Below are 19774 nucleotides of genomic sequence, written 5' to 3' on the forward strand. Positions count from 1 at the left end.
AAAATAGTGGATATCTGATAGGTTAATATTTAATGGATTGAAGAAGCATTGATATAAACCAACTGGTATAGACATCTAGATATATAGACGCGCATATTTTTAAGAAAAGGAGCATTTAGAATCATGCTGACGGAAGAAACAAAGGCATTAATATTAAAAAATGTATGTATTTACACAGAAACGGAAATTCATTCAAATGGGTATGTAGTAGTGAAGGAAGGGAAAATCGATGCGATTGGGTTAATGGATTCCTTCCTTGAAAAAGAATGGGAAAATGCACATATACTAGATTTTCCAAAGGGCATGAATTTAATACCAGGGTTTATTGATATTCATATCCATGGAGCAAATAATGCTGACGCAATGGATGCGTCACAGCAAGCCTTAGAAATTATGGCTGAGACATTGCCAAAAGAAGGAACAACAAGCTTTTTAGCCACCACCATGACACAAGAGGTAGAAAGTATTGAAAATGCACTCACATCTATTGCCCAGTATGTCGAGACTGCGGATCAATCAGGAAAAGCAGAAATCATCGGGATTCATTTAGAAGGTCCCTTTATCTCCGAAAAGAGAGTTGGAGCACAGCCAGTCCAATCTGTTAAAAAGCCGAATGTAGAGTTATTTAAAAAATGGCAGACATTATCCAATAATCAAATCAAACTTGTGACGATGGCACCTGAGGAAGATGAAAACTTTGAGCTTGTTCGCTATTTAAAGGCAGAGAATATCGTTCCATCAATAGGACACTCAGATGCAGTTTATGAGCAAGTATTATCAAGCATTCAAGCTGGTGTCAATCATGTTACTCATCTGTTTAATGGAATGAGAGGTCTGCATCATCGTGATCCAGGAGTTGCAGGCGCAGCCTTGCTTCATTCGGAGTTAATGGCTGAAATGATTGTCGATGGTGTTCATATTCATCCAGAAATAGTTAAACTTGCTTTTTTACAAAAGGGGGCTGATCATATCATTCTCATTACAGATAGCATGCGGGCAAAATGGCTTGAGGATGGTATTTCATCCTTAGGTGGACAAAAGGTAATTGTTCGTGATGGCAAAGCGTTATTAGAAAATGGTGCTCTTGCTGGGAGCACATTAAAAATGAAGGATGCTATCAATAATATGATGAACTTTACAGGCTGCTCTTTACAGGATGTTGTAAAGATGGCATCTTATAATCCCGCCAAGCAAATTGGTGTCTTGGATAAAAAGGGAAGTATTGCAAAAGGTAAAGATGCAGATTTAGTCGTATTAGATGAAAATAATCAAGTAGCACTAACAATATGTAAAGGGAAAATTGTATATTCGAATGGAGGATTTTCAGCATGAAATTAATTGAAGTACAAAATTATGATGAAATGAGTAAAGTAGCAGCCCAAAAAATAATAGAGCAAATACAAACGAAGCCAAATAGTGTGCTAGGACTTGCTACTGGAGGAACCCCAGTAGGAACCTATCAGTATTTAATAAAGGATTTTACGGAGAACCATACGTCCTATGAAAAAGTTATTACCGTTAATTTAGATGAATATGTTGGTTTAGAAGAGGATAACCCGCAAAGTTATAGCTATTATATGAAAGAACACTTATTTAATCATATAAATATTCCGGAAAATCAAACTCATTTGCCTTTTGCCAAAAATGTAAATGATAAAGATGCTGGTGAAAATTATGAGAAACTGATTGATTCCTTTGGTGGAATGGATCTGCAAGTTTTAGGAATTGGCGAAAATGGACATATTGGTTTTAATGAACCAGGTACTTCATTCTCTTCCACGACCGATGTGGTTCAATTAGCTGACTCGACGAGAGAGGCAAATGCTCGCTATTTTACTAGTATGGATGAGGTACCAACACATGCTATTTCAATGGGGATTTCCACTATTATGAAAAGTCGGAAAATCATATTGCTTGTGTCTGGAGTGAAGAAGGCCCCTGTTCTTAATCAGTTATTTCACTCCGATATAAAAGAGGATCTTCCTGCTTCTATTTTGAAAAAACATCCGGATGTTACAATCATCGCTGATCAGGAGGCTTTATCCATTTTGAAAGAAAATAAAGGAAGTGTGTATAGTTGATCATTAAAGATTCACATATTCCTATCTATTATCAATTAGAAATGGAGATAAAAGAAATCATTAAAGAGCTAAAACCTGGTGATCCAATTAGCTCTGAACGAGAGTTTTCCGAGAAATACGGTATTAGCAGGATGACGGTTCGTCAAGCTATTAATAACTTAGTAGCTGAAGGCGTACTTGTTCGACAAAGAGGGAAAGGGACTTTTGTTGCTGCACAAAAGGTAGAGCAAGAGCTTTCTGGATTAACAAGTTTTTCGGAGGATATGCATTCAAGAGGGTTAACACCAAAAACAAAAATTCTTGATTTTAAAACGATTCCTTGTCCAAGAGGCATCGCCAGTAAGTTGAAGATAGAAGAGGGAGACCAGGTTTATGAGGTTAGCCGATTACGGATTGCGGATGATATCCCAATGGCCCTCGAAACTTCCTACCTTCCGACGCTCTTGATTAAGGAGCTGCAGGAAGAGACTTTACATGGTTCTATATATGAATATGTGGAGCAAACTTTACATCAAAAGATTAGTCACGCTACCCAAACAATTGAATCAACTTTATCCCATAAAAATGAAAGTGCATCTCTTGGGATTAAAGAGGGGGCACCAGTGCTGCTGATGGAGCGTTTTAGTTATTTGGCCAATGGAACTCCTTTTGAATATGTGAAATCTATTTATCGCGGAGACCGGTATAAATTTATTATTGATATGAAGAGATCTTAATAAGAAAGAGTAAAAGAAGTTGAACATCGAAGAATTCTTAAGGAGAAGTACTTTTCTATTTTTAAGGCAGTTTTGTAAAGAAAACCATTTTCAAAAAAACGAGTGAAAAACTGTAAGTTCATAAAAGGAGAGCGTCCGTAAAATATAAGGTATCTAGTTCTCTTATTATTAGTAAATGTAATAATATAATTTTAACTACCACTTAAATTTTATAGGGAAAAACTAATTTTTTCTGTGGTAGAGACGGGGCTTGTCGTTCGATTAAGCGAATCTTACGAAAGCCTCGGACAATTGTATTAAGCTCTAAGTTTAAACATGGCTCTCATAATTTATCGTTAAAGAGCCAGTTCTTCCAGGAGAAACCCTATCCAAAATTCCCCCTTACACTTTAAAATTAATATTATTGCCTGCAAGTTAAAAATACAATCGTGTCCTGTGGGCTAGCACGGAACTTTTTGCTTTACTATATGGTCTTAGGCTCCACTAATTTCATTTTTTATACGAGAACGCTTACCGTACATAATAGCGGAATTAGAAGTATTCACCTTTACAGTTCATTATTTAATTTAGTTCTATCCTCATTTTTTTCCTAAATGAGACTGGAGTAATCCCATAATTTTTTTTAAAGACAGTTTGAAAATGGCTCTGACTGGAAAAGCATAGATAATTACTAATATTACTGATTGATTTATTGGTATATAATAATAAATTCTTGGCTTCTTCCAATTTGCAGACAGTGATAAAGCTACTTAATTTTATGCCCATTTCTTTTTTGAACTTGGAAGATAAATGGGTCCTACTATATCCAAAATGTTCAGCTATATTGTTCACGGTAATCATTTGATTTGTATTTTTCATAATATATTGGGTTATTTTTTTTAGATCCGGATTGTCAGTTAGGCTAAATTTTACTTCTGCTACTTTTTTTGTAAAATGGTATAAGACTTCTTGGCTCAAGTTTTGAATGGATTCAAGCGAAGTGAGCTGTTCGACCTGTTGAATATAAAGATCGGACAATTGGAAGGCAGCCTCTGTATCTAATCCTCCTCTTATAGCTGCACGTGTGATTAATGTAATTGTTACAATAGATGTGTTCTTTGCCTGGCGTAAATTATCTCTTGCCATGACTCCTTCATGTGTAATAAATGGTTGTTCAATAAATTGATCTAGCCCTTCTTTATTTCCTAACTCCACATATTTTAGCATTCTAGTTTCTACATCATATGAATTGTTGAAATAACTTATTTCTTTCTTTTCATATATATTTTTTGTTTGTTTCGTTTTGATTGAAATGTTTTCCGATCCCAGCTCTATTAAATCTATGTATTTGATTTCTTCTTCATTAATTAAAAAGTGAATGGTAACTAAATGGTTGAGAAATTGCTGTAACTGCATTGGTGGAATAGCTTTGAAAAAATCATCAAATTGCATGGAATTATGTTCAGAAATGACAAATTCCTTTTTCATCGTTCGTAAGGTATCTTTGGAATAATGGATTTGGCTAACTGGTCCAACAATAATCGAAGAGTCCGTCATATTCTTTATTTTTATAACACCATAATAGGCAAAAAAAGAAGTGGATAAGTAAGAAATTTTTTTGCTTGATTGCATCATTTTTTTTGTATATTCAACTGGTGGTAATATATAGCTTTCTTGCTCAGGAAATGAGTGTATCTTTTCATTTGATTTGTAGATATAGGAAGGGATTAATGTAGATTGATAAAGGAGTTTTAAAATAGTTGTCATTTTTTTCATTTCTAATTATCCCCCTTAAAAAAGATTTAGTTTGTAAAAATAAATGAAAGTGTTTTCTATTTATCAAAATAGCATCATAGTTGAAAAAATACAAGCTGAATTTCAAACATATTTATAATTTAGCTAACAAATATAAAATAAAAATCTGATTAATTTGGATAAAATAGCTGTAAATAGAGAAGGGAGATAGAACTTTGTGAAGACAATTAATGATTTACTTCTTAACATGACAGTTGAGGAAAAAGCAGCAATATTAGCCGGAACGGAATTTTGGAAAACAAATGATATTCCAAGGCTATCTATTCCTTCTATATATATGACAGATGGACCTTGTGGTTTAAGGAAACAAGGGGAAAAAGCAGATCATTTAGGACTAAATCAAAGTGAAGAAACTACTTCTTTTCCAACTGGAGCAACAGTAGCATCAAGTTGGAATTTAAATAATGCCCAGGAAATGGGAAGAGCGATAGCAAAAGAAAGTCAGCATTTTGGTGTTAACCTATTACTTGGTCCATCTATTAATATAAAAAGAAATCCAAGATGTGGCAGGAATTTTGAATATTATTCAGAAGATCCCCTCATTTTAGGTGAATTTGGTACTGCATTTGTAAATGGAGTACAAAAAGAAGGTGTCGGTGTTTCTGTTAAACATTTTGCAGTAAACAATAATGAAAACTATCGATTTATGGGGGATTCTGTTGTTGACGAGCGGGCTTTAAGAGAAATATATTTGAAAGCGTTTGAAATGGTTGTGAAGCGAAGTCAACCAGCCACGGTTATGTGTGCATATAACAAGGTTAATGGTACTTATTGTGCTGAGAATAAAGAATTACTGACAGAAATATTGAGGGAAGAATGGGGATTTAATGGAGCAGTTGTAAGTGACTGGGGTGCAGTATCTAATCGTGTAGAAGGCATAAAAGCTGGAATGGACTTAGAAATGCCCGGTGATTGCACTTTTTTTAGAAAACAAATTATTGACGCAGCCAATAGTGGAGAGCTATCGATGAAAGATTTAGATAAAGCTGTGTCAAATATACTACAGCTTATCCAACGAACTTCTCCAATTAAAAAAGGTGCGGAATTCAATAAAGAAGAACATCACAATCTCTCATGCGAAATTGCAACAGATGGAGCTGTACTATTGAAAAACGAAGGTAGTCTACCACTGGCCAAAAATTAGAAGTATCTTATCATCGGAGAATTATTCGATAAAATGCGATTTCAAGGTGCAGGCAGCTCTTTAGTCAATCCAACCAAGTTAATTAGCTCAAAGACTGCGTTTGATGCAAGGCAGATTAATTATGAGTTTGTCCTTGGATATCGGGAATCAGAAATAGATCCTGAGGAAGCTTATGAGAATGAGGCAATCAACATGGCAAAGAATTATGATACGATTCTTTTCTTCGGAGGACAAACAGATTATACAGAAAGTGAAGGATACGATCGAGATAATTTAGCCCTTCCTAGTAATCAACTTTCACTCTTAACTAAATTAAGAAAAATGCAGAAGAAAATCATATTTATTATGTTTAGTGGTTCACCAGTAGAGATGCCATTTGAAAAAGACATGGATGCGATATTAAATATGTATCTTCCTGGTCAAGCAGGAGGAGAAGCAACAGCGAAGTTACTTTTTGGAGAAGTCTCACCTTCAGGAAAATTAGCAGAAACGTGGATGAAGACATATAAGGATGTTCCATTTGGCGATGAATTTATTCGTAATAAAGTAGAGCTATATAAAGAATCTATATATGTTGGTTATCGCTATTTTGACAAACTTAAAGGAAAAGGTGTCAAGTATCCTTTCGGTTATGGTCTAAGTTATACACAGTTTCACTATTCAGATATTGCACATTATGAAAAAGACAACACAATATATGTCAGCTGTACTATCGCTAATATAGGAGTACATGAAGGGGCAGAAATAGTCCAATTATACGTAGCTAATCCAACTTCGGATGTATTTAAACCGGATAAGGAGCTTCGTGCATTTGCAAAAGTCTATTTGAAACCAGGTGAGACCAAACGTATAGAAATGAGTTTTACTAAACAAGATCTTGCTTATTACCATATCAAGGAAAAAAAGTGGGTTTTAGAAAATGGTGAATATTCGTTGTTAGTGGCGGCTTCTTCCGAAGATATTCGATTGCAAAGCTCATATATCATTGAGGGTGTTGAGCCTATTTCAAGTCCTTATTCTAATGAAATACTTCCTTGCTACTATAATGTGGAACGATTAAGAGAAGTTAAAATAGAAGAATTTGAACAGCTTTTAGGTAGGCAAATTCCATCACTGAATAATGGGAGCCAAAAGTATTCGCTGGATTCACGATTGGATGAGCTGCAAAATTCATTTATTGGGCGAATTTTTTATAAATCCGTTATAGGGGTTGGAAAAAAGCAGTTTAATCGCTCAAAAAGGATGGAAGAAGGACCAGAAAGAGATATGGAACGGAAAAACGGCATGTTCTTAATGAAAATGTTGCCTAATAACAGTATTCGCTCTATGACTGTTTCAAGCTCAGGGCGGTTTAATTATCGGCTTGCAGAAGGGTTAATTGAAATAATTAACGGTAACCTATTCAGAGGTCTAATGCACATGTTAAAGAAAGATAAAATGCCTCCACTGCCTAAAGATAATAAATAAACGACAAGTATTGCATTTTAGAGATGTAGACAATCAAAATAGAAAGGAAAATGAATATGACTAAAAAAAGAGTTTTTATTACTGGTGGAACAGGGGGCATGGGACAAGAGAGTTTGAAGCGAATGATAAAAGATATTGATTTATATGAAATTGTTATCCTTGCTCTAGATACAGAAGAAAGTCGTACTATTTTGAAACCATATCAGGCATATAGCGAGGTAACAATCAAGTATGGAGATCTTCTGAATGAAGATTTAGTGAATGAGTGTGTGAAGGATGTCGATATTATTCTACATATCGCAGCCTTTGTATCACCAGCCGCAGATTACTACCCTAAAAAAGCAATGGAAATTAATTATGGTTCTGTAAAAAATATAGTAAATGCAATCTATGCTCATGGCCAACAAGATGTGACTAAATTAGTGTTTATAGGTACTATTGCTGAAACAGGAGACAGAATGCCGCCAATTCATTGGGGGCGTGTTGGTGATCCAATAAAAACAAGTATGTTTGATTATTATGCTGTGTCTAAAGTAGCTGCAGAGCGCTTGGTGATTGAATCTGGATTAAAATACTGGGTAAGTTTACGCCAAACTGGTATTATGGGTCCTGCAATGAGTAAGATCATGGATGCTATTATGTTCCATAACTGTTTAGATAATGTTTTAGAATATGTTTCTGATCGAGATTCAGGAAGGTTAATGAGTAATTTATGTAATTATGAATTTACGGGGAAACTACCAGCTGAATTTTGGGGGCATATCTATAATATCGGTGGTGGGGAAAGCTGTCGAGTTAGCACTTATGAAATGTATCAAGTATTATATGGAGCCATTGGTTTTAAAAATTTAGATAATGTCATTAATCCAAAATGGTATGCAACAAGAAATTTTCATGGTCAATATTATTTAGATTCGGATAAATTGGAAAACTACCTTCACTTCCGTAGAGATGGAATGGATTACTTTTACCGTGCCTATTTAGAAAATCTTGGAATGCAAGCAACTGCTTCAAAAATCATCTGTAAATTGCCATTTGGTGAAAAACTAATGGGGAAAATGATGAAAAAGATGCTTATAAAACCAGCAAGAACGGAACATGGTACAGTTCGCTTTATAGAGGAGAATGTGGAAGAACATATTGATGCATATTGGGGAAGCAGAGAAGCGTGGGAAGAAATCCCTGAAAAGCACAGTGATTTTCAACACTTTCGAGATTGGGACAAGGTGATACCTATCGATCATGGATATGACGAGGACAAACCGGAGAGTCAATTGGATTTAAAGGATGTAAAAGGAGCAGCTAAATTTCGTGGTGGTGAGTGCTTATCTGAAACAATGGAAATGGGTGATTGGAAATCAAAATTAACCTTTAAATGTGCATTTTCACATACTTTTGATGCTAGTCCACGCTTAGTGCTAGAAGGTGGGCATTGGTGCCCAGAATGTGAGCGCAAGAGCTGGAATTATGGAGAAAGAGCAAAAGTAGATCCGTTTTTTGCTCAAGTTTGGAAACCGTTACATGCTCCGACAGAAATGAGAGAATATAAGAAAATAGTATCAGAATTAGATATTTAAAAGAATAGCAGATAAGTAAATTTTTGAGGTGGAATAAAGTAGGATACGAAGAGAATAGTAGACTTTCAATAAACTATTCCCTATTTAAGGAGAAAATGTCATGAGGCATTTAAGTGGAATTTTAAAATTTGACCTATTCAATTCGAGAGTGAATGAGTTAGATACTACAAAAAAAGAGCGTTTCTTAGGCTATTTAATAGGTCCTGCAGGTGCGTTGTTATTAAATGCAATTCTTGCGACTTATTTAAATGTATACTATACAGATGTATTAGGATTAACTACTGTCTGGAATGGAACATTTTTAGTAATATTTCCAATCGTATCAAAGCTATTAGATGTTATTGTTAATATTGTTATGGGATATGTAATAGATAGAACGAAGACTAGACAAGGAAAGGCGAGACCTTGGCTATTATTGTCAGCGCCATTGGTCTCTCTCTCTGGCATTCTTTTGTTAACCGTTCCAGAATCAAATATTCATTTAAAAATTGCTTGGATTATGCTATCGTACAACTTATTTTATGCCTTCTCTTATACCATCTATAATATGAGTCATAATTTAATGGTACCCCTTTCAACTAGAAATACGACACAAAGAGGGCAATTGTCAGTATTTAATCAGATCACAACAATTATGATGAGTGGAATAATTGTTGCTTTAATATTTCCAATGGTTATAATGCCGGTGATTGGAGTTAATAAAGAACTGTGGATAACAGTTATTGGAGCTCTTTCTATACTAGTATTGCCATTTACTCTATTAGAATATTATTTTACTAAAGAACGAGTTACAGAAGAAGGATTAAATTCTACCATAGAACAAGTTTCTTTTAAGAAGCAATTAAAAATAATCTTTACGGATAAATATATGCTTGTTATTTTTGGTTATTTCTTTCTCTTTACCATTGGTGCTTCTGTAAAAAATTTAAGCCTCGTTTATTACAGTAACTATGTATTGGGAACATATAATGATGGATATACCCAGATGATGGTATCCGCTATTGGAGGTATACCAATGGGGATTGGCATGTTCTTGGTATGGCCGTTAGCAAAAAAAATGGGGAAAAGAAATCTGACGATGCTAGGTTTGACTTTATTTTTTATCGGAGGAGTAATATGTTGGTTATTTCCCTACGATATGAGTTTAGTGCTTGTGGGCCAATTTATTAAGAATATAGGTGGTTTACCGAGTGCATATGTATTTATGGCATTGTTTGCTGATACGCTGGATCATATAGAATGGAAGGCAGGGGTCCGATGTGATGGGGTAGCAATGTCCATATATAATATTATTGCAGTTACTATGGTAGGGGTTTGTACAGGGATTTTTAATGGGTTGCTATCCTATTCCGGTTATGTGGCACCATATCAAAATCAATTAGGAGAATTAATTGCGGTGCAATCACCCCCTGTCCAAAATGCTATTACGTTTGGATTTGTAGGGTTAGAAGTAATGATTAGTGTGTTACTACTTATTATGTTATCCATGCTTAATGTGGAAAAGGATATTGAAAAGAAACAGGCTGAAATTCTAGCTAGACGGGAGGAAAATAATGCTAAAAATAGCGTCTATTAAAGTGGAAGGTGTAACAAATGGATGTGTTACAGATAGAAAGCCAAATATTTCATTTTCTTTAGAATCAACTAATTTAGGAGAGTCACTTCAAAATGCAACAATTACAGTGGGGAATTGGAAAATTGAAACTACAGACCAATTGAATAATTTATATGATGGAGAAATGAGACCGTTTACTGAATATAAAGTTCATATTTTGGCTATTGGAACAAGTGGTGAACAAGCAGAAGCTGTCACTTATTTTACAACGGGAAGAATTGATACACCGTGGAGAGCGAAGTGGATCACGGATGGAGATTATGATTTTCCAAAAAAAGTTTCACCAAAACCAATGACATTTCGCTATCGTTTTTCTATACAAAAACAGATTCGAAGAGCTTGGATAAATTCTACTGCATTAGGAATCTATGAATTAATGCTTAACGGAGAAAAGGTAGGAGAAGATTACTTTGCTCCAGGACTAACTTCTTATTATCATCAAATCCAGTATCAAACTTATCCGGTGGAAAAACAGCTTCAAAGTAATAATACCTTGATTGCAGTAGTCGGTGGTGGTTGGGCTGCAGGTTCATTCAATTACAAGCGAAAAAATAAAATTAGTGCAGATCGTCAGGCGTTAATTTGTGAGCTACATATAGAGTATATGGATGGAACTTCCGAAATTATATGTACAGACGAGTCATGGCAAGTAACAGAAGATGGGAATTATCAAATGGCAGAATGGTATGATGGAGAGCATTATGATGCAACGGTAGATTTAAATTCTGTAATTTGGAACCAAGCAACGATAACAGCTCCTCGGAAAAACCCTAAATTGTTGGCTCAATATGGACTGCCAGTTCGAGTGAAAGAAGTAATGTATCCATTAGATTATAATATATCACCAAGCGGGGAAATTATCTATGATTTTGGACAGAATTTTGCAGGGGTTATAGCAGCAAAAATACGGGGAAAGAAAGGTAAGACTATCCTATTCCGCCATGCTGAAGTATTAGTGGATGGCGAATTATTTGTTAAATCATTACGTACTGCAAAAGCATCTGCAACGTATGTGTGTAAAACAGGAGAGCAAAGTTATTCCCCTAAATTAACGTATATGGGCTTTCGATATGTGGGGGTAAGCGGAATAGAACCTGACGATATAGAATTGACTGCTTACGTACTTCATTCAGACTTTGAGGAAATCGGTAGTTTTGAATGTTCCAATGAATTAATTAATCAATTACATAGTAATATTCGTTGGGGAGGACGTTCGAATTTTATTGACATTCCAACCGATTGTCCACAAAGGGATGAACGGCAAGGCTGGACAGGGGATATTGCTGTATTTGCTTCAACAGCTTGCTATCATTTTGATCTTAGTCGCTTTTTTGATAAATGGCTAATGGATATGCGTGCAGAACAAGGGCAAGGTGGTGGAATTCCCATGGTTATTCCACAGGCAGGTGATAGTTGGCCAATTATGGCTAATTCTTGTTGGGGTGATAGCTGTATTTTAGTTCCCTGGGCCGAATACTTGGCTAGAGGAGATAAACAATTACTTATTCGGCAGTATCCAACAATAAAAAAATTTCTAAAGGCAGCAAAATGGTGGTCGTCCTTTATGTCAGTAACGCCACATGGACGTCATATTTGGCGATTTCCATTCCATTTTGGAGATTGGTGTGCACCAGATGAAACGGTTCAGCAATGGATGAAGAAAGGAAAATGGGTTGCAACTGCTTATTTTGCTAATTCATGTAATCTTGCTGCACAAATTGCTGAAATACTGAATTATTCTGATGACGCGAAACATTATCGTGATTTGCAGGAATCCATCATTAAAGCATATCGAAAAGTATTTACAGACGGAAATGGAACTTTGAAAAAAGAATTTCAAACTGCCTATGTTTTGCCGCTGCACTTTAAAATGGTGGAAGGAAAAGAGAGAAACAAAATGGTAGAAAATTTAGTTCGTCTGATTCGAGAAGCAGGGAATCATCTTACAACTGGGTTTACAGGTACCCCATATTTACTTTTTGCACTTTCTGATAATGGATATGTGGATGTTGCTTATGACTTATTATTACAAGAAGGATGTCCTTCCTGGTTATATGAAGTGAAAGCTGGAGGTGATACAATATGGGAGAGATGGGATGCATTGCGACCAGATGGTACCGTTAATATTAGTGATTTATCTGGTAATAAATCAGATGACGAATCAAATGGTGGAATGGTTTCATTTAACCACTATGCAAATGGAGCTGTGGGAGACTGGCTATATAAGCGGATGGTAGGTCTTGAGCCAATTAGTGGAGGGTATAAAGAATTTAAAATTGCTCCAGTTATTGGAGGAAATATAACGTTTGCAAAAGGAAGTATTAAAACGCCATATGGCCTTGCTAGGTCAGAATGGGAGCTGAAAGCAGGAGTATTTTCCATAAATATTGAGGTGCCTGTATCTACTACTTGTCAGCTTATTCTACCAAATGGGGAAGAATATTCCTTAGCTAGCGGTAAATATACTTATTCTTGTACTGTTCAATCTGAGGATGGAGAAGTGCTGCAAATAAATTAAGAATGTGTAAGAGGATAAATTATTATTAAGTAGAGGTAGCCATTTTTAAACGGATTGATCCCTGAAGATTCAACAGGGTGAAATTTTCCATAGTATATAAGAATAGTTATAGAAAAAATATGAAAATACCATAAAATAAGTAAGTTTTTCTTTATTCTTATATAGAGAGCGTTATTAATGGAGGGAAATAAAATGACAAGAAATGTGCAAGAAATTATAAAGGAATTAACTCTAGAAGAAAAAGTGAGTTTGTGCTCTGGTAAGGACTTTTGGAACACAGAAGCAATTGAAAGACTTAATATCCCATCGATTATGATGACAGATGGCCCACATGGTCTGAGAAAACAAGAAGGAGCTTCCGATCATTTAGGAATCAATAAAAGTATTGCTTCAACCTGTTTTCCGTCTGCTGCAGGGTTAGCCTGTTCTTGGGACAACGAAATGGTCAATAAAGTTGGGGAGGCACTTGCAGAAGAATGTCAAGCTGAAAATGTGTCTATTATTCTTGGGCCAGGTGCTAATATTAAACGTTCGCCATTATGTGGGCGAAACTTTGAATATTTTTCAGAGGATCCATATTTATCAAGTAAACTATCAACTAGTTTTATTAAAGGGGTTCAAGATAATGGAATTGGAACTTCACTAAAACATTTTGCTGTTAACAATCAAGAATATAAGCGAATGGCAATAGATGCGATTGTTGATGAACGAACATTAAGGGAAATATATCTTGCTAGCTTTGAAGGTGCAGTAAAAGAAGGGAAACCTTGGTCAGTAATGTCAGCATATAATAAAGTGAACGGTGATTATTGTTCAGAAAATAAAAAACTACTAACGGACATTTTAAAAGAAGAATGGGAATTTGAAGGAATGGTTGTTTCTGATTGGGGTGCAGTGAATGAAAGAGCTGATGGATTGGATGCTGGGTTAGATCTTGAAATGCCCTCAAGTGGAGGACTAGGCAAAAAGAAGATACTAGAAGCGATTAAGTCAGGGGAATTATCGGAAGGTAAACTGGATGAAGCGGTAGAAAGAATATTGTCTATTGTATTTAAAGCGGTGGATAATAATAAGGATATAACATATAGCAAAGAAGAGCATCATCTATTGGCTAGAGAAGTTGCAAGAGAATGTATGGTACTTTTGAAAAACGAGGACCATATTTTACCGATTAAAAAACCTACATCTATCTCGGTTATTGGTGCTTTCGCGAAAAGTCCAAGATTTCAAGGTGGCGGGAGTTCTCATATTAATCCTACAAAAGTAGATAATGTTTACGAGGAAATAGAAAAAATTACTGGTAGCTCTATCAAGCTTGATTACTCTGATGGCTATTTACTGGATAGTGATGAGATAGATGAACAATTAATTCAGGATGCGGTTAAACATGCAAAAGAAGCTGAGATTGCGGTAATTTTTGCCGGTTTACCTGAAAGATATGAATCAGAAGGATTTGACCGCAAACATATGAGAATTCCTGAAAATCATCGAGTATTGATTGAGGCCGTAGCGGCAGTTCAAGAAAATGTAATAGTTGTATTAAGTAACGGTGCCCCGGTTGAAATGCCATGGCTTAATAAGGTGAAGGCCGTTTTAGAAGGGTATTTAGGTGGCCAAGCAATCGGAGGAGCTATTGCAGATATCTTGTTTGGAGTTATAAGTCCAAGTGGAAAACTTGCTGAAACTTTTCCACAAAAGCTTGTGCACAATCCATCCTATTTAAATTTTCCAGGGAATGGAGAAACGGTAGAATACCGTGAAGGAGTTTTTGTAGGATATAGACATTATGATACAAGAGATGTAGAGCCATTATTTCCGTTTGGTTATGGCTTAAGTTATACAACCTTTGAATATAGCGATTTACAAGTAAATAAGAAACAAATGAAAGACGATGAATTCCTTACTGTATCTGTTAAAGTAACAAATACGGGAGACATGGAGGGAAAAGAAGTAGTCCAGCTATATGTGAAGGATGTAGATGCAACTATTCCTCGTCCAGAAAAAGAATTAAAGGGATTTAAAAAGGTTTTATTAAAATCTGGAGAGTCTACTACTGTTGAATTTGAATTAGATAAGAGAGCATTTGCTTATTACAATGTTACTATAAATGATTGGCATGTGGAGACAGGAGCTTTTGAAATATTAGTTGGTAAATCTTCACGTGAAATTTTGCTAAAAGAAGAGATTTATGTTGAATCAACTGTTAGTATTAAGAAAACGTTAAATCGACATTCCACATTTGGAGAATTATTGGAACATCCAATTGGAGCGGAAATTATGAAATCTATGGGGCAAGTGGACCTTGATGAAACAGCCGGCTTAGGCGCAGGTATGCAAGAGATGTTTATGGGAACCTCCATGCACAATGCAGCAGTAATGAGTAATGGACTATTTACAGAAGAAATGCTTGATCAGATTCTTGCAGCTGTAAATGGGACAAATGATAACTAATTATATGAAGTAGAATAATGAAATACCCTCTAGGGATGAAACAGAATAACCGGTTTTCTCCCCTAGAGGGGTTTTTTGTTCTCCCTCTATTTATTATCTAAATGATAATTTTCTTTGTATTGTTTTGGTGTCATTTTTGTGTGCTTTTTAAACACCTTTGTAAAATAGCTCTGATCAGAAAAATTTAATAAAGAACAAATCTCAGATAGTGGGGTATTAGTATATTCAAGCAGATTCTTCGCTTCATCAATTTTAACTTTCTGAATATACTCGCTTACTGAAAGACCAACTTCTTTTTTAAATAATACAGAAAAATAACTAGGACTTAGTTCTGCAATATTTGCTACATCCTCATGACTAATTTTTTCGTAACGATTATTATAGATATAATTTTTACATTTAGTAATAGTTTTTGAATTTTGACTTGTTTTAATCTTTAATACGTTATTGGTTAAGGCAAAAAAAGCCTCCAATTGCACTTTTTCAAGGTCTTGGATAGAATTCATGTCTTCTAATCGTTGAATAAATAAATCGCTTAAAGTAAAGGCAACCTCAGGATGAACGCCACCTTCTATGGCAGCTCTAGTGGCTAAGGTAATTCCTGCAATTCCTATGTTTTTCCGTGAACGTATATAACTTGATTTAGAAAGAACACCTGTATTTTCTACTACTAATTTTGTGAAATTTTTTAATTCCTCTATATGTCCTTCTTTAATTATGGAGAGTAACTGCTTTTCTAGTAAAGGATTATGATGCATTGCTGTAGGATCTACGGGATTGTTAGCAGTGCTTTTCACTAGATTAATATCATAGTCAATTGTTTTATGGAAAAATTGTTTGTTTTCTTCTTCAATCCATTTTATTGGTAATAAAATGTTATTAATTAAGTGGTATGCTATGGCACTTATGTTTAGTAGCCTTTCACTCTCAATAATGGGAAGTGACTTAAAATAATGAAATACTTGTTCGTTTTTTGCAAAAACGTGAAAATCATTAATTAGTCCAGTTATTGTATGTTCAAATAAAGCATAAGGGAGAGAAGGTCCAATAATGATGGTTCCCACAAATTGCTTATTGTCGATAACACTAATTAATAGATAGTTTTCATAAAGATGTGTTTTTTTTATCACTGGGAAGTTGTAATACTCTTTAGGATTAAAATCTAGTAAGGTAAAAAGTAACTGTTTATCATTTTTGTAAAGCGGATTGAGGATTCTATCACCAATCACTTCAAATGAAATATCGCCATTTGGTAGTACAAAAAAGATAGGTAAATGAAAAGATCCAGAGAGAAGGCTACAAAGATTTTTTAAAGTGCCATTAGCTTTATCAGACATGGAAGTACCGCCTTTCTGTTTTGAATAAAACAACTTATAAAAATAAATTACTAAATTTAGGAGCATATTACCATAAAAATATAAAAATTTATCTTAAAATAAGAAAGCGGTAACAAAAATGAATTGGGAATGAGATTATCTAATCATCTGTAAGTGTATTTTTACTAAAAAAAGGAGAGGTGAAAGATGATAATAGAAAATTTAACTGTTGAATACAAGAAGAATCCTTTAGGATTAGATACTAAGAAGCCAAGATTTTCATGGAAAATCGCTTCAAATGAACAAAATGTATGGCAAGAAAGCTACCGAATTATTGTACAAAATGATAGAAAAATTTGCTGGGATACTGGCATACAGGAAAGCAGTAAATCGATTTTAGTAGATTATGAAGGTTTGGAATTACAAGCCCGTACTTTATATGATGTGAAAATAGAGGTTTGGGATAATAAAGGGAACTACGCTATAGCGAATGATTCTTTTGAAACCGGATTACTCTCTGGCGTTAACTTTAGTGGAGACTTTATTACACATCAGTTACCTCCAGAAGAAACAGCATGTCCTGTTTTTGTGAAAGAGTTCACTGTGAATAAGAGTATTGAAAAAGTAAGAGTGTATGCAACAGCACTTGGAGTTTACGAAGTGAAAATTAATAGTAGAAAACTCGGAGATACCTATTTTGCACCAGGATGGACGAACTATCATAAGCGTCTTCAATATCAAACATATAACGCCGATAACATGCTACAAGAGAACAATAAAGTGGAAATAATAGTGGGAAATGGCTGGTATAAAGGCATATTTGGTTTTACATGTACTCCTAATCACTATGGAGATAAGGTGGCTGCACTAGCAGAAATTCATATTACTTATAAGGATGGATCAGAAGAGATCATTAAGACAGATGATAGTTGGAAAGTGGCTACAGGAAGTATTCGAACAAGTGAAATTTATATGGGAGAAACAATCGATACAACTTTCACAGAGTCAATCACTTCCCAAGCCGTTACTATGCCATTTGAGAAGAGTCTACTAGTGGGACAGGAAAATGAACCGGTAAGAATAGTAAAGAGACTAGAAGCTAAAGAATTATTAACTACTCCTAAAGGAGAAAAGGTAATAGACTTTGGTCAAAATCTTACAGGATTTATAGAATTGAAAATTGTTGGACAGAAAGGACAGAAGATTACTATTCGTCATGCGGAAACATTAGATAAAAAAGGGAACTTTTATGCAGAAACTCTTCGTCAAGCAATATCAGTAGATCATTTTATTTGCAATGGAGAAGAGCAAATTTTCCGTCCACATTTCACTTTCCACGGATTTCGCTATATAGCAATAGAAGGATTAGAAGCTATTCATCTCCCTAATTTTGTAGCTTGTGTATTGCATACTGATATGGAGGAAACGGGAACTTTTATTACGTCTAATCCACTAGTGAACCAGTTACAAAGTAATATTCAATGGAGTCAGCGAGGGAATTTTTTAGATATTCCAACAGATTGTCCTCAAAGAGACGAAAGGTTGGGATGGACAGGAGATGCACAAGTCTTTGCTGGGACTGCTGCCTATAATATGAATGTTGCTTCTTTCTTTACTAAATGGCTGAGAGATTTAGCTTCAGAGCAAACAGAGGAATACGGAGTTCCGCATGTTGTCCCAAATATATTAGGAAATCAAGACGGGGCAGCAGCTTGGAGTGATGCTGCAGTTATTATTCCTTGGGTAATATATCAGACCTATGGTGATAAAAGGATATTAGAAGACCAATACGAAAGTATGAAAGGATGGGTTGATTACATTTCTTCCCGCTGTGGAAGCAATGGATTATGGCAAGCTGGCTTTCAATATGGAGACTGGCTTGGGTTGGATAAAGAGGAATGTAGTACAGAAAGAACGGGAGCAACTGATCCCTATTTCGTAGCGAATGCTTATTATGCTTATTCTACACATTTATTAAAAGAGACAGCTGAAGTGTTAGGCAAAACAAACGATGCCCAAACTTATCAATCATTATATGAGTCTATTAAAAAGTCATTCAATGAGGAATATATAACACCAAATGGAAGGTTAGTTTCTGAAACCCAAACAGGTTGTGTACTGGCACTACACTTTGATTTGGTAGAAGAAAAATACCGTAAAAGAATACAAGAATCATTGGAAAAAAATATATTAAATCATAAAAATCATTTAACGACGGGATTTGTTGGAACACCGTATTTATGTCATGCTTTATCAGAAAATAATCTTCATGAATTGGCAGGTACATTATTTTTAAAAGAAGATTATCCATCCTGGTTATATGCTGTGAAAAAGGGAGCTACGACCATTTGGGAACGATGGAATTCAATATTGCCAAATGGGGATTTTGATGAATCTGGAATGAATTCATTAAATCATTATGCTTACGGAGCAATAGGAGAATGGATGTATCGAAAGTTAGCCGGGATCAATCAACTAGAGCCTGGATATAAGAAGATACTCATTAAGCCACAATTTATAAAAGGAATTACATTTGTAGAAGCATCCTTTGAAAGTATGTATGGTGCCATTAAAAGTTCTTGGTCTTGTAGGGACAATAAGATTAAAGTTGACATAGAGATACCAGCAAATACAACGGCAGTTATTTATTTACCAGAAAAAGAACAACCAATCGAAGTAGGTTCAGGCTCCTATTCTTATGAATATGCAACAGAAATAAATTTAGATAGAGAGCGTTTTACAATGGATTCCACCTTAAAGGAAATTATGGAGGAGCCTTTGGCTGTGGAAATATTCAATACTTATTCTCCAGAATTATTGAATCATCCGATGATACAATATGCATACCAATTATCAATTAGTGAAATTATTGCCACAGCTCCTAAGGAATCTTATACCTTATTTAAAATGGTGATTGATGAATTGAATAAAGAAGAAGTTACTATTGCTCAATAATAAATTTTTGGAAAAGGGAGATACAAAAAATCTTCCTTTTTTCCTTTTTATAAGCGAAAGCTTAATAATCTTATCGATAAATTAGAGGAATTATTAAATTATATTGTTAATACTGGTTAATTTAGAATTTAAATTACTAA

The 19774-nt window shown here is 34.9% G+C and carries 12 protein-coding genes; 10 read left to right on the plus strand and 2 right to left on the minus strand.

Annotated features, from left to right (window positions below):
- The first annotated feature begins 123 nt into the window (after positions 1-123).
- Genes nagA through NSQ89_RS04010 form a run of 3 tightly spaced genes read left to right on the plus strand, consistent with a single transcriptional unit; the run spans position 124 to position 2797 of the window.
- Positions 124-1332, plus strand: coding sequence for an N-acetylglucosamine-6-phosphate deacetylase (nagA, locus tag NSQ89_RS04000; RefSeq protein ID WP_047942394.1), 1209 nt, complete (start codon positions 124-126; stop codon positions 1330-1332).
- Positions 1329-2081 carry a glucosamine-6-phosphate deaminase gene (gene nagB / locus NSQ89_RS04005; RefSeq protein WP_047942393.1) on the plus strand — a complete coding sequence of 251 codons (753 nt, stop codon included), beginning with the start codon at positions 1329-1331 and terminating at the stop codon, positions 2079-2081. Before nagA ends, nagB begins: the two co-directional genes overlap by 4 nt.
- A complete protein-coding gene (locus NSQ89_RS04010) occupies positions 2078-2797 on the plus strand; it encodes a GntR family transcriptional regulator (protein WP_047942392.1) in 720 nt (239 codons plus the stop codon). The genes nagB and NSQ89_RS04010 overlap by 4 nt, the downstream gene beginning before the upstream one ends.
- A gap of 561 nt (positions 2798-3358) precedes the next feature.
- Here NSQ89_RS04010 and NSQ89_RS04015 read toward each other — a convergent pair.
- Positions 3359-4552: a helix-turn-helix domain-containing protein gene (locus NSQ89_RS04015; RefSeq protein ID WP_172865657.1), complete on the minus strand. Its 1194-nt coding sequence runs from the start codon at positions 4550-4552 to the stop codon at positions 3359-3361.
- A 196-nt stretch (positions 4553-4748) separates the two neighbouring features.
- Here NSQ89_RS04015 and NSQ89_RS04020 point away from each other — a divergent pair, with 196 nt between their 5' ends.
- The 6 genes from NSQ89_RS04020 to NSQ89_RS04045 all read left to right on the plus strand — a co-directional run bounded on the left by NSQ89_RS04020 (position 4749) and on the right by NSQ89_RS04045 (position 15363).
- Positions 4749-5735: a glycoside hydrolase family 3 protein gene (locus tag NSQ89_RS04020; protein WP_341132274.1), complete on the plus strand. Its 987-nt coding sequence runs from the start codon at positions 4749-4751 to the stop codon at positions 5733-5735.
- 12 nt (positions 5736-5747) lie between these two features.
- Positions 5748-7202, plus strand: a complete 1455-nt coding sequence (locus NSQ89_RS04025; RefSeq protein ID WP_341133140.1) for a glycoside hydrolase family 3 C-terminal domain-containing protein — start codon at positions 5748-5750, stop codon at positions 7200-7202.
- Positions 7203-7258: 56 nt separating this feature from the next.
- Complete coding sequence (locus tag NSQ89_RS04030) at positions 7259-8779, plus strand: NAD-dependent epimerase/dehydratase family protein (protein WP_341132275.1); 1521 nt, start codon at positions 7259-7261, stop codon at positions 8777-8779.
- A 100-nt stretch (positions 8780-8879) separates the two neighbouring features.
- Positions 8880-10355 carry an MFS transporter gene (locus NSQ89_RS04035; protein WP_303982649.1) on the plus strand — a complete coding sequence of 492 codons (1476 nt, stop codon included), beginning with the start codon at positions 8880-8882 and terminating at the stop codon, positions 10353-10355.
- The gene (locus NSQ89_RS04040) at positions 10333-12912 is read left to right on the plus strand and encodes an alpha-L-rhamnosidase (protein ID WP_341132276.1); all 2580 of its coding nucleotides are present in this window, start codon (positions 10333-10335) and stop codon (positions 12910-12912) included. Before NSQ89_RS04035 ends, NSQ89_RS04040 begins: the two co-directional genes overlap by 23 nt.
- A gap of 192 nt (positions 12913-13104) precedes the next feature.
- Positions 13105-15363 (plus strand): glycoside hydrolase family 3 C-terminal domain-containing protein, encoded by a 2259-nt coding sequence (locus tag NSQ89_RS04045; RefSeq protein WP_341132277.1) that lies wholly within the window; start codon positions 13105-13107, stop codon positions 15361-15363.
- Between the two features lie 86 nt (positions 15364-15449).
- On the opposite strand, the gene NSQ89_RS04050 is transcribed toward NSQ89_RS04045, so the two are convergent.
- Positions 15450-16700, minus strand: a complete 1251-nt coding sequence (locus tag NSQ89_RS04050) for a helix-turn-helix domain-containing protein (RefSeq protein WP_303982656.1) — start codon at positions 16698-16700, stop codon at positions 15450-15452.
- A gap of 186 nt (positions 16701-16886) precedes the next feature.
- Here NSQ89_RS04050 and NSQ89_RS04055 point away from each other — a divergent pair, with 186 nt between their 5' ends.
- Entirely contained in the window at positions 16887-19634 is a 2748-nt protein-coding gene (locus NSQ89_RS04055; protein WP_341132278.1) for a family 78 glycoside hydrolase catalytic domain, read from the plus strand.
- Positions 19635-19774: the final 140 nt, after the last annotated feature.

The sequence above is a fragment of the Niallia sp. FSL R7-0648 genome, assembly GCF_038007005.1.
Classification (GTDB): domain Bacteria; phylum Bacillota; class Bacilli; order Bacillales; family Cytobacillaceae; genus Niallia; species Niallia circulans.

Excerpts from the sequence above, each read along its gene's own strand:
- nagB (WP_047942393.1), top strand. The coding sequence starts at position 1,329 with ATGAAATTAATTGAAGTACAAAATTATGATGAAATGAGTAAAGTAGCA.
- nagA (WP_047942394.1), top strand. The coding sequence starts at position 124 with ATGCTGACGGAAGAAACAAAGGCATTAATATTAAAAAATGTATGTATT.
- NSQ89_RS04045 (WP_341132277.1), top strand. The coding sequence starts at position 13,105 with ATGACAAGAAATGTGCAAGAAATTATAAAGGAATTAACTCTAGAAGAA.
- NSQ89_RS04030 (WP_341132275.1), top strand. The coding sequence starts at position 7,259 with ATGACTAAAAAAAGAGTTTTTATTACTGGTGGAACAGGGGGCATGGGA.
- NSQ89_RS04050 (WP_303982656.1), bottom strand. The coding sequence starts at position 16,700 with ATGTCTGATAAAGCTAATGGCACTTTAAAAAATCTTTGTAGCCTTCTC.
- NSQ89_RS04040 (WP_341132276.1), top strand. The coding sequence starts at position 10,333 with ATGCTAAAAATAGCGTCTATTAAAGTGGAAGGTGTAACAAATGGATGT.
- NSQ89_RS04055 (WP_341132278.1), top strand. The coding sequence starts at position 16,887 with ATGATAATAGAAAATTTAACTGTTGAATACAAGAAGAATCCTTTAGGA.
- NSQ89_RS04015 (WP_172865657.1), bottom strand. The coding sequence starts at position 4,552 with ATGAAAAAAATGACAACTATTTTAAAACTCCTTTATCAATCTACATTA.
- NSQ89_RS04035 (WP_303982649.1), top strand. The coding sequence starts at position 8,880 with ATGAGGCATTTAAGTGGAATTTTAAAATTTGACCTATTCAATTCGAGA.